Origin of the sequence: Novosphingobium olei, from assembly GCF_037076535.1 — a bacterium.
GTDB classification, from domain to species: domain Bacteria; phylum Pseudomonadota; class Alphaproteobacteria; order Sphingomonadales; family Sphingomonadaceae; genus Novosphingobium; species Novosphingobium olei.
In genome coordinates, this window is the sequence record NZ_AP029021.1 from 608,530 (window position 1) to 619,865 (window position 11,336).

The following is an 11,336-nucleotide window of genomic DNA, read 5'->3' on the forward strand; positions in this document are numbered from 1 at the left end:
CAGATGACTAACACCGACTCTGAACGCTGCCTTGAAGACCTGGCACGCCGACTTGAGGCGTCGGGAGATTTTCGGGTCCTCCGGCGACTGAAGCTCAGTCAACGCATCGAGCCGAGCGACGGTGTCCAGACTCGAACGGGCATGTTTCTAGATGTTGAGAGTACCGGCCTAGATGTTCGCGTCAGCGAGATAATCGAAATCTCCGTCACGCCGTTCGAATACGGCCTTGACGAGCGAATCGTTTCGGTTGGACAGCCGTTGCACCAGTTCAATGAGCCAGCGGACCCGATTCCCGCCGAGATAACCGCAATCACTGGCCTGACAGACGAGCTTGTAGCTGGTCACCGGCTGGATATCCCCGCAATCGAAGCATTTGTGGAGCAAGCGAACATCATAATCGCCCACAATGCCGCGTTCGACCGACCGCTCGTCGAACGGATCTCCCCCATATTTTCCGCCAAACCGTGGGCCTGCACGATGTGCGATGTTCCCTGGAAGGAAGAGGGCGTCGAAGGGCGGCGATTGTCGGAGCTCTTGTCGGGCTTTAAGTATTTTTTCGACGCGCACCGCGCGGTCGATGATTGCGAGGCCGGTATTGCGCTTTTGACGATGACGCTTCCAAAGAGTGGCGAGCGGGTGCTCAGCAGCGTCTTGAGGACTGCGCGCCAGCCAACTTGGCGAATATTCGCGGATGCCGCGCCATTCGAGATGAAGGACGTTTTGAAGCATCGCGGTTACAAATGGAATGCAGACCGAGCGCTTGGCCCGAGGGCGTGGTGGAAGGAGGTTCCCTCCGATCTGGTCGACGCCGAGGTAGATTTCCTACAATCGGAGATCTTCCGGTCGCCGGTGCGTCTTCCGATGTTTGAGATAACTGCCTTTCAGCGCTATTCTATGCGTGCGATTTAGAGCCCCACGTTGGCATTCAGCGAACGCTATCGAAGAACACTTTTTTCCGAAGCAAGGGCTTTATATCTGGGGTGGCCGTTGGTGGCGAAAGCTGTTGTTTGATGCTTGGATTCCAAACCGCTGCAAAGTCCTAGCGGGGGTCGCTCAATCCCGACCGTTGATCAATGCATGTCGCGTTAATGGACGTGCTGAACACATAACATTATCCATTTGACGCGATGCTCCACCTCCACTGCACCAAGAAGCTGCTTGATCGGATCAAACCCGAGATCGCTGAGCCCAGACAGAGCGACACCGCACTGGGCAATTGGTATGCCACCGTCCTGTTCTGGAAGCCGCAGGTGGCGTTGCTGGTTTCTGAGCGCACGCTGCTTCCCGTGCTTATGCCGCTGGCCCCGGCGGCCACGCTTGCTCGAAGATTCCCCGCACAATTGGTGCTGGTTCTGAAGGAGCACGGCGTCCCAAGCGAATTCATCGCTCAGGAAGTTTGGCAGATGGACAAGGTCCAATATGTAAAGACCGCGAACCGGAGTGTCGTGGGCATCCTCATTGAATTCGTTAAGCAGGCCGAATTCTGGCTCGCCGCCTATGCTCATCAAAAGGGCGACGATGATGACCTCCTGGCGATTTCGGCTAAGCTCGCGGAGACCCCATGTAGCCCGTTATCCAAGGGGCCGATTTCGCCGGACAGAGCCCTTCATGAACTCGTGAAGGTTGGTGCACAGGTATAAGCCTGCTGGCCATCAGTTGCGCTCGGAGATCCTACAGCACTCGGCCGGAAACCCAGCCTACGCGGTCAGACAGGATCGATGGGCAAATCGACGATACGGAAAACAGCCCCAGATCCGGCATCACGGACAAGGTCAACGCGCTGGCCATCCCAGTGATAGTCGAGGTGCCGCCTCTGGAGCGGATTTGACGCGCAGTCCGGGTAAAAGAGCGCGACGCATTCCCCGCCGGGGTGCCGGATGCTCGGGTAGGCAATGCCGTCCGATCCCGCGCCCCTGAGGTGCCGCGCGAGCGCTTGAGATGCAGCATAGCTGTCGGGATCAAGCGCCGGACCTGGCTCTCCCGCCATAACTCGGAGATCATGCAAGTCTGCGTCGACTGACACGACGATCTCTCGGAACTGCGAAGTCCAGCCAGGCGCTTCCTTTGTCCGTGCCATGAAACCGGCATGGTGGTGGATCGTCTCGAACAGTGCAGTTTCAAACCGGTCCCCGACATAGAGCACACCATAGCTGCCATCCGTAAAGCGGCTCGGCCGGTCAGTGCTGACGTGGGTGAATGGCGCCATGAGGTAGGAGGCGCCGTTGCCGCCGACGCGCCGATCTACTGGAACGAGGTCTAGATTACCAATCGTCGCCATGATGCGAGGATTGGTCTTCTGCTCGGCCGAAATCAGCAGCGGCCAGTCCGCGGGATCGGCGATGTCCTCGAACAGGTCGATCGGCGGAAAGGCGCTGCGGATGATCCTGACAGCGCCCTTCCACTCAACTCTAGAAGCGGGAATTTCTGCTGCTTCGCTCACCAGCCACTGCGCTCAGCGTCGAGGTAGCGACGCACCCGCATGATGTCAGTGAGTTCACCTCCGAGCATCATATCGAGGGCGCTGGAGCCTCCGAACGCATCATTGGCTGCCCTAATCCAGGCATACCCGCGGGTCGCCTCCGAGAAGATGATTCGGAGCGCCTTGTGTATGCCCATGAGGTTGGAGAGACGCGCACGCCCATCGCGCGAAACACGTCCGGGGCCTTCCGCCTTCCATCGGCGATAGGAGCGCACTGGCATGTCGAGCAGCGTTGCCGCCTGCTCGTCGGTCAGCTCCCATTTACCGAACAGATTGAGGACCGCCCGGAACATGGCAGCTGCCTCGTCCTGGGTAATCGGATCGGGCCGGAAGGCGGTAACGGCAGTATCGACGGGTTGCAGAGCCAGCATGGCAGTTCTCCATATGGCATCATATACGGCATATAATGCCATTTGGCAAGGAACTATGCCGATGATGCCAGTCTGGCAATCACGCTCGCCGCGCCCTCGATCGGCACGAAGAGCCGGGTCTGATAGCGGATGATCTCGGTAAAGCAGCCTTGGGCCTTGTACCAGTCGAGCCGAGCAGCACTCCATCCCGTAAGCTCAAGTCGCTGTGAGCCATTGACCAGGCTGCGCTTGACTATAAGCAGCTCGCAGCCCGCGAATTCAATGGCCCGGCCAGTCGAAAGAACGGTCTGCACGATGTCATCGGCGGACAGCGTCTGTTCCCGCTCGAGACCCAGCGCCCGGCACAGTTCCGGAACACAAGGGACAGGAACCTCCCGGCCGAGAAGCGAGCGGCCATCCGCCGCCGAGATGCGGCTGACTCTGACAAAATCCGAAGGGAGCTTGTCCCAGACCGGCAGCAGGAGGCCGGTCGCAAGGTAGAGGCACTCGCGCTTGTGGCTGGTTTGCGCCTCCGCGACCTCGGTTGACCAGGCATCGCGGAAGGCGTCGATGGCAATATCCTCCCAGCTGCTCTCCGCCAACTGATCCTCGGTGATGTGACTGCGCTTGAGCGGGCGCAGCAATTCGAAGCGGGCGACGCGCGTACCGTCATCGGCAAGGATGCTTCGGGCGGGCACCAGCAAGGCGACTCGACCTGAGCGTGCGTTCCGAACCGGCCGCTGCCGCTGCCCGGTGATGCCGTGAAGCTCCTCGAGCCGCTTCAGTATGAGTGGCTTCAAGGCTCTGGCGATTTCCAGTTCGAGGAGATGGGTGGTCGCGCCCGATGCCGGATCGGTGCGCAGCAGCGTGTCGGACAGGACCGTGAAGTCCTCGACCGCGATGGTCTCCAGGCCAAGGTCGAGTGTACCGGCCTGCCGGGCGGCATCGATGCGCGCTTCGACCAGCCCCATGAACTCGTCGAAGATCGCGTTCTGCAGGGCTATGGGAAGCGCAAGAATGCGGTTGAGCCACCGCTGGATCGATGGCAGGTCATCGACCATCGAACCATCAGGCGCTTCGATCCGGAGACCTGTCAGCTCCTGAAAGCGCCCGAGACTGACGGCTTCGAGCTTGCCGGTGAACAACAGGCCGAACCAGCGATGGAGCGCCTCCTTGGCGTAGATGCTTTCGAGATTGTCAGCGGGATCGAACAGGTTCTGCCCGCCGGTCTGGCGCTGCCCGCGCGTAAGAGCACCAAGACTGTCCAGGCGCCGCGCGATCGTCGAGATGAAGCGGCGCTCGCCGCGCACATCGGTGGCCACGGGCCTGAACAGCGGAGCCGATGCCTGGTTGGTGCGATTGGTCCGGCCGAGCCCCTGGATTGCGGCGTCAGCCCGCCAGCCCGGCTCGAGCAGGAAGTGGACGCGGCGGGCCTGGTTCTTCGCGGCCAGATCGGCATGGTAGCTGCGCCCCGTTCCTCCGGCATCGGAGAACACCAGTATGCGCTTGGCGCCGTCCATGAACACCTGGGTCTCGGCGACATTGGCGCGCGGCGAGCGGGATTGGAGTTTCTGACGACCATCACGGTCGACGATGAGCCGACGTGTGCGACCGGTGACTTCCGCAACCTGGTCAACGCCGAAGCGTTCGATGATGGCATCGAGCGCAGTGGCAATCGGCGGCAGGGCGCAGAGCTGTTCGATCATCCGGTCGCGTGCGGAAAGCGCAGAGCGACAGAGCACGGGAGCGCCATGCTCGTCACTCATCGGCTCGGAGCGGGGATTGCCATTTTCGTCGGTGAACACGGTCATCAGGCGGACGGGGAAGCTCTTGGCGAGATAGTCGATCACATATTCCCGCGGGGATAGGTCGATCTCGAGAGCTTCGCGTTCCTTGTCAGACAGGTCGGCAAGTCGCCGGTCGAGCATAGCCTCTGCCGTAGAGACAAGCTGGACGACAACAGCATGCCCGTCGGCAATCGCCGTATCGATCGCGGGCAGCAGGCTGGGGAGCTTCATCGACAGAAGCAGCTGCGCGAAGAAGCGCTGCTTGGTTCCCTCGAAGATCGACAGCGCTGCAGACTTGGCACCCGAGTTGAGCGTCCCGCCGGTTTCGCTGTCGACGATCCGCGTGGCCTCCAGCGCTTCACGCAGGTTGGCGTGAATGATCGCCCAGGCTTCGGCATAGGCATCGTAGATCGCGATCTGATCCTCGGTCAGGCAATGCTCGAGGATCTCATATTCGACACCGGCGAATGAAAGAGCCCGGGCTGTGTAGAGTCCGAGCGACTTGAGGTCCCGCGCAACCAGTTCCATCGCGGCGATGCCGCCGTCGCGAATGTCGGCAACGAAGGTCTCGCGATTGGCAAAGGCGGTCTCCGGACCCCAGAGGCCGAGGCGCGTGGCATAGGCGAGGTTGTTGACATCGGATGCGCCTGTGGCCGAGGCGTAGAGCACCCTCGCTCGGGGCAGGAGGTTCTGCATGCGCACCCCGGCAATGCCTTGCTCCGATCCTTTGACCTTGCCTCGCGAGCCTTCGCCGCCAGCGGCATTGGCCATGGCGTGCGCTTCGTCGAACACGATCACGCCGTTGAAATCCTTACCGGCCCAGGCGAGGATCTGGTCCAGCCGCGTTGCGTCGTTTCGGCCTGAACGGAGGGTCGGATAGGTGACGAAGAGGATCCCGTCGCGCATGGCGATGGGGGTGCCGAGTTTCCAAGACGCAAGCGGCTGGATGTCGATCGGTAGGCCGCCCAGCGCTGCCCAGTCGCGCCGGGCATCTTCCAGCAGTGCCTCGTTTTTCGAGATCCAGATATGGCGGCGTTCCCCGCGCACCCATCGATCAAGAATGACGCTCGCAACCTGACGGCCCTTGCCAGCGCCCGTTCCGTCCCCGAGAAAATAGCCCTGCCGGTAGGTCTGGCCTTCTGCCGATGCCTTGAGCGAGCAGCCGTTGTCCTCTGGCTCGAACCGGCCGGGAAGATCGCGCGCATGGGCGCTTGCAGCGTAGATCAGCGTCTCTGCCTGGGCAGCAGACAGCAGCCCCTTAGCAACCAGCCCGTCGGGCAGCTGGGGCACAGCTTCGGGAATTGGTGCGGCGATCGACCCCATGGCGACGGACTCGACGAGCGGCGTCGGATGCTCGGCCGCGCCATCGATCACGATTCTGCTCGGGCGATAAGGCAGATAGTGGCCGACCTGAGGGGCAAGCGGCGCAGGGGTTTCGAGCGACCGGTAGGTGAGCGACCCGATGGCGGATGCCGTAGGCGTGATCCTGGCTGGTGTCGGCAGCGGCCTGCGCGGCACCGCCACCAGGCGAAACGGCGAACGAACCGGAAGGCTCGAGTGCTCGGTAACAGCCTCCAAGCTGGCGCGAGCCGGCAAAGCATCGACAAGATCGACCAGCTGGCGGAAGTCGTTTGTGCGGATGGCGACAGGTTCATTGGAGCCTTCCACCTTGTCGAAGACCAACAGCCGCGTGGTGATGGCGGTGCCCTGCCTGACGAACGCGCGTTCGACGACGGCATTGAGCCGCAGCGAGATCGGTCCCTTCAGCCCCGCCAAGAACTTCGCACAGTCGAACCATTCAGGCATGATCGCGACAAGCCGCCCCCCGGACGCCAGACGGTTCCAGGCCGACCGCAGATGGCGCGAGGCAGTGCGACTATCGTGCCCTCGCTCAATGCCTTGGGAATAGGGAGGGTTCATCAAGACGACGCTTGGGACGATGGCTGGATCGAGCAGTTCGTCGATCAGCTCAGCGTCATGGCCGGTCACTCTGGCCGCGGGGAACAAGGCGCTCAGGCAGTCGCGGCGAAGCGGCGAGATTTCGTTGAGATCAAGGCGCGAGCCAGCCTTGGCCGCCCAGACCGCGAGCATCCCCGTTCCGGCTGAGGGTTCCAGCACAAGTTCATCAGTGGCCAGCACGCAGGCCCGAGCAGCAAGCCAGCCAAGGCGCGGCGGCGTTGCAAACTGCTGCCATTCAATCTGCTCGTCGCTGCGATTGGTCTGGGTCGGAATTCGGTCATCGAGCCTGCAGAAGAACTGTTCCGCTTCATCAATCGGGCTCGAGAGCTGGATCTGATCGAACGTCTGCAGGTATTGAACCTGTGCCAGTTCAAGAGCTGCGTGGGCGTCACGCACCGACCAACGCCCGAGAGCATCGCTGCCCCCGAAGTGCTCGCTCATAATCCGCGTAACGTCGCTGCGTGACAGCGCGCGGCCTGCGGCGAGCTCTGAAGCCAAGATCTGGGCCGCCGTGGCAACAGCGGGCGGTGATGGTTCATCGAATGCAAAAGCAAGGGAAGAATTGGACATGGGAGCCTCCTGACGAGGTCCTGCCGCGGGCAGGCCTCAATCAGCCAAAGGCCTTCTCCCCTCTCTCTTCACGTCACGGCTTGGACCGCAGCCACGCTTGCAAAGCGTCGTTCCAGTCTTTCCCGTGACCGCGCGGGCGACGCGTGACGATCGTTCGGTTTTCACAAGCATAGGCGCTGCGCGCACGTTCCTCGGCAAGATCGCCGCCTGCATCATGGTCGACGAACAGGTGCAATTCACGCACGCTTTCCGGGATCGACACGAGGCCAAAACGCTCGTTGCCAAGTGAGGCCCAGCAAGGGACCTGGGTCAAGGCCTTGGCAGCAAGCGCGCTCTCGATACCTTCGGCAAGCCCGAGCCGCCCGTCGACAGGTTCGAAGAGGCGAACTGCGCCTGATGCCAAGCTCCCGAGTGCACGCTTGGGGTTGGCGAAAGGGGGAACCGCGGGCCTCAGCGGGTTAAGAAACGTGCGGTGAATTCCGACCAGCCCATGATCCATCGCCACTGCCGCGATCAGAGCAGGCAAGTACTGTGTGTTCCCCTTCGGTCCGAGCGGGGTGCGAGGGTGAAATCTGAGGGCGCGTGAGACCGCACGAATCCCGCGGGCCTGAAGATAAGCCTTGGCGGGAGTATCGTCGATTGGTCTTGCTTCGCGCCAGATGCGCTCTGCGAACGCATGGTAGGTGGGCTTGCCGACGCTGACGCCAGCATCGGCTTCGATCCTCCCTGAAATCATGCTTCGCGGCGAAACACCGCGTGCGGCGAGCGCAGTAAGGACCTGATCCTGGCTGCAGCCCGCGAAACAATGAAAGAGGATGGCGCGGCGTCCCAGAGTTACGCCGAGGGAGGGCGTACGATCATCGTGGGCGGGACATCGCGCCATGCCCTTGGAGCCGGACCAATACCCTCCCAGTTCCTCGCAAAGCTGCTTTGCCACTGACGCAAGGGACGAGCCGGTAGGACTGGATAACGCGTGGGACATGCGGGGCTCCTCAAGCTCAAAATACCGCCCCCTTGCGAGCGAGCTCTCCTCCCAATCGCCCGCGTAAAAGCACTTTCCTACACCTCATTGTTCACCATACGTTCCGTTTTGATTCGAGGCAATGCGACGAGATGGACGATGATCAGATTTGGAATGATAGGGATGCTCCTGATGAGCGTTTCCGCGGTGCAGGTTTCAGCCCAAGCAGACTCGCCATCCTTCGCGATATTCGAACATCGACCTACCCCTGTACAACCTGAGGCTGTCGAGCCGGCCCTTCCGGCACACGATGAGACGAATTTGAGTCTGAGCAAGGCGGCGTTCGCGCCCTCCTTCCGCGAGGTGATTTATTTGGCGAGTGTGCGAGAGGCAGAGCTTCGATATGGCCTACCCACAGGCTTGTTGCAGGCGTTGATCTGGACTGAATCGCGGTTCAATCCGATGGCGATCAGCCCCGCTGGCGCGGCGGGGCTGGCGCAGTTGATGCCAGGCACGGCTCGGTACCTCGGCATCACGAACCGGCATGATCCTGTCGCAAGTATTGATGGCGGGGCGCGCTACCTACGCGAGATGCTGGACAAGTTTGGGCAGATCCATCTCGCCCTCGCTGCCTACAATGCTGGACCTGGAGCGGTTTCGCGTGCTGGCGGCATTCCCAGAAATAGTGAGACGCCCGGCTATGTCCGCAGCGTGCTCGAACGATGGCAAGCAATTGGCTCGCGCATATGAAAGGTATTCGTCTAGGGATATACGAAGAGTGGATTGCTGGAGTGGGGAAGGCCGAATTTGATGGCTCGAAAAGAAGATCGAGGCACGAAGGATGACAATATCGTTCGCTTCGATTTCCGGGACAAACTGAAGAAGCAGCACGACAAGCGTCGGCGCAAGGAGTGGATGTTGGGTCTAGGCGCGTTCTCGATCGTATTCGCTGGAGGGATGTTGGCATTGAATTGGCCCGTGTCCGGTCTGACCTCGACCGCCCCGTCAGAACTCGCGCCTAAGCTTTCGCTGATGGCCGGAAGCACCTCAGCGCGCTTCGAGCTCTGCGGAATTACACGCCGCACCTGCGTCGTAGACGGAGATACCTTCTGGCTCGAGGGCGAGAAGATCAGGATCGCAGATATCGATACGCCCGAGATCAGCGAACCCAAGTGTGATTCTGAGTACCAGCTTGGTATGAAGGCGACTTACCGGCTTCGCGACCTGTTGAACGAAGGCACTTTCGAGGTCCGGCCGATCGGAAACCGCGACGAAGACCGATTTGGGCGTAAGCTTCGGGTCGTTGTTCGGGGCGGCCAATCACTTGGGGACCAGCTTGTGCGTGAGGGGCTGGCTCGCACATGGACTGGGCGTCGTGAACCGTGGTGCTGAAAGTGACCGTGCCATTGACTGGTCAACATTTGTTGTGGGACTTATCGGCAGGATCCGACCACGCGCGGACGTTCCGATCAGGCACCCAAAATGTCTTTTTCTAATTTAACCTACCAAGAGCCGGATATCGATTCGATCCCGGGGCGGAGAACTTTTGGCGAGCGCGAACCAGATCTACTGTACTCGCCTCTTGGCAACCATCAGACGACAAGCAAGCTCACGCTCCCCCCACCGGGTCGAGAAGGCGTCTGAAACCTCAAACCAGCTACCGTCGCTGCCTGCACCGTGATGGACGCCCATACAGGAACATTGGCACTCATGGCCCTTGGCGTTCTGGCAGGAGGGTGAGCAGATTTCCTGCTCACGATACGGCTGGATCACATAAAGGCGGCCATATTTCTGCAGCGCGCGATTCACGAAATCATCGAACCAGGCTTTCGGGATTTCCCAGAACTTGCGCGGTGCGATCCAGCTTGGTGTAATGCGGCGCCCGTTTTGGAGCCATTCGCGGTTATTGCTATCGAACGGCAACCGGACCCGCAAGAGCTCGCCTTTCCCCGTGCGCCGCAGAATGACGGGGATCTCGTCTTGCTTCCAAATGGCTTGGATCGACTGTTCCATGAAATGCCAACATTAGCAGGTTCGTCTCCGACCCTGAAAGCTAGAAATTGACGATTATCGGAGATATTGGAACATAGCAAAAACACCGACGCTCCGCTACACCTTTCCCCTAATGATCGTCACCGTTGTGGGAGACCTACCCAATGCCAGCGGGCACATATCGCGCATTTAAGTTGCCGGCTAGCTATTCGATCGAGGGCCGAGTTCATAAGAACGCGGTTAAGCAGCTTAAGCGGGCGGCGATCCATAAAGAATTCGCTGTTGGATCCAAGGCCATCAAGCGCTCCTCCTATACAGTCCTCCATCCAGACGAGGGCGCGCCGATCCTTATAGCGGACCGCCGTCTTACGGTTACGGACGAGCCGATCGATGTCTTCCGCTGCCGTAACTGGGATGCGTTCGTCGGCGGATCCAGCGAACTCGAAGGCGAATGGCTGATGCCTGCGCCCGCACGCTTTGAGCTACTATCTCCCATCCAAGCCATCGAGGCGCGCGACGCGGTGCTGAACGGTTGGCGCGGCGCATTCGAGTTTCGTGAGGAAAGGCGCGACGGCGATCGCGTGATCGAGACCGGGCTCCGTCCTCCTCAGATTGGGGCGCTATTCGGCGTGCTCTCCCACTGGAAGACGAGCAGTCTGCCCGCAACTGTGGTCATGCCGACCGGCACCGGAAAGACGGAAACGATGCTTGCGTTATTGGCGCGGGAGAGACTGTCGCGGCTGCTAGTGATCGTGCCCACAGGGGCGCTGCGCGATCAGATCGGTGACAAGTTCGTCTCGATGGGACTTCTCAAGCAGCTGGGAGCCTTGAGGGAGGACGCGCCCCTACCGATCGTCGCACTGCTGGAGCACAAACCCAAGACCGCCGAAGAGGTAGACGCCATCTTTATGGGCTGCAACGTGGTGGTCACGACGATGGCGGTCGCTGGTCAGAGCACCGAGGCGGTCCAGCGCCGCATGGCCGAGCTTTGCTCGCATCTATTCATCGACGAAGCGCATCACATCTCGGCCCGAACATGGGAGGCGTTTCGTGGGCACTTCGCTGATCGTCCAGTAGTCCAATTCACGGCCACGCCATTTCGCAATGACGGCAAGCACGTGGATGGAAAGGTCGTCTTTAACTAACCGCTTCGGAAGGCTCAGGCCGAAGGTTATTTCAAGGAAATCCGCTTCGCGCCGGTTGACGAACTGGACCAGGTCGAGGCTGACCAGGCTATT

General features: G+C 60.7%; 10 protein-coding genes. 5 read left to right on the top strand and 5 right to left on the bottom strand.

Annotated features, from left to right (window positions below; genetic code table 11):
• Window positions 1–3: 3 nt before the first annotated feature.
• Window positions 4–909, top strand: coding sequence for a 3'-5' exonuclease (locus AACH40_RS02845; protein ID WP_338644118.1), 906 nt, complete (start codon window positions 4–6; stop codon window positions 907–909).
• A gap of 218 nt (window positions 910–1,127) precedes the next feature.
• Window positions 1,128–1,640: a DUF6933 domain-containing protein gene (locus AACH40_RS02850; protein ID WP_338644119.1), complete on the top strand. Its 513-nt coding sequence runs from the start codon at window positions 1,128–1,130 to the stop codon at window positions 1,638–1,640.
• Between the two features lie 65 nt (window positions 1,641–1,705).
• Here the strand turns inward: AACH40_RS02850 and AACH40_RS02855 are convergent, their stop codons facing one another.
• The 4 genes from AACH40_RS02855 to AACH40_RS02870 all read right to left on the bottom strand — a co-directional run bounded on the left by AACH40_RS02855 (window position 1,706) and on the right by AACH40_RS02870 (window position 8,127).
• Window positions 1,706–2,440: an RES family NAD+ phosphorylase gene (locus tag AACH40_RS02855; protein WP_338644120.1), complete on the bottom strand. Its 735-nt coding sequence runs from the start codon at window positions 2,438–2,440 to the stop codon at window positions 1,706–1,708.
• Complete coding sequence (locus AACH40_RS02860; RefSeq protein ID WP_338644121.1) at window positions 2,437–2,850, bottom strand: MbcA/ParS/Xre antitoxin family protein; 414 nt, start codon at window positions 2,848–2,850, stop codon at window positions 2,437–2,439. Before AACH40_RS02860 ends, AACH40_RS02855 begins: the two co-directional genes overlap by 4 nt.
• Window positions 2,851–2,903: 53 nt before the next feature.
• Window positions 2,904–7,145: a strawberry notch family protein gene (locus AACH40_RS02865; protein ID WP_338644122.1), complete on the bottom strand. Its 4,242-nt coding sequence runs from the start codon at window positions 7,143–7,145 to the stop codon at window positions 2,904–2,906.
• Window positions 7,146–7,218: 73 nt separating this feature from the next.
• The gene (locus AACH40_RS02870) at window positions 7,219–8,127 is read right to left on the bottom strand and encodes a DUF7146 domain-containing protein (protein WP_338644123.1); all 909 of its coding nucleotides are present in this window, start codon (window positions 8,125–8,127) and stop codon (window positions 7,219–7,221) included.
• A gap of 171 nt (window positions 8,128–8,298) precedes the next feature.
• Here AACH40_RS02870 and AACH40_RS02875 point away from each other — a divergent pair, with 171 nt between their 5' ends.
• Both AACH40_RS02875 and AACH40_RS02880 read left to right on the top strand, forming a co-directional pair.
• Window positions 8,299–8,856 carry a lytic transglycosylase domain-containing protein gene (locus AACH40_RS02875; RefSeq protein ID WP_318248295.1) on the top strand — a complete coding sequence of 186 codons (558 nt, stop codon included), beginning with the start codon at window positions 8,299–8,301 and terminating at the stop codon, window positions 8,854–8,856.
• A gap of 60 nt (window positions 8,857–8,916) precedes the next feature.
• Window positions 8,917–9,498 (top strand): thermonuclease family protein, encoded by a 582-nt coding sequence (locus AACH40_RS02880; RefSeq protein ID WP_338644124.1) that lies wholly within the window; start codon window positions 8,917–8,919, stop codon window positions 9,496–9,498.
• 174 nt (window positions 9,499–9,672) lie between these two features.
• Here AACH40_RS02880 and AACH40_RS02885 read toward each other — a convergent pair whose 3' ends face one another.
• Window positions 9,673–10,119, bottom strand: coding sequence for a hypothetical protein (locus tag AACH40_RS02885; RefSeq protein ID WP_338644125.1), 447 nt, complete (start codon window positions 10,117–10,119; stop codon window positions 9,673–9,675).
• A 143-nt stretch (window positions 10,120–10,262) separates the two neighbouring features.
• Between AACH40_RS02885 and AACH40_RS02890 the strand changes: the two genes are divergently transcribed.
• Window positions 10,263–11,243 (top strand): DEAD/DEAH box helicase family protein, encoded by a 981-nt coding sequence (locus tag AACH40_RS02890; protein WP_338644126.1) that lies wholly within the window; start codon window positions 10,263–10,265, stop codon window positions 11,241–11,243.
• The last annotated feature ends 93 nt before the right edge of the window (window positions 11,244–11,336 follow it).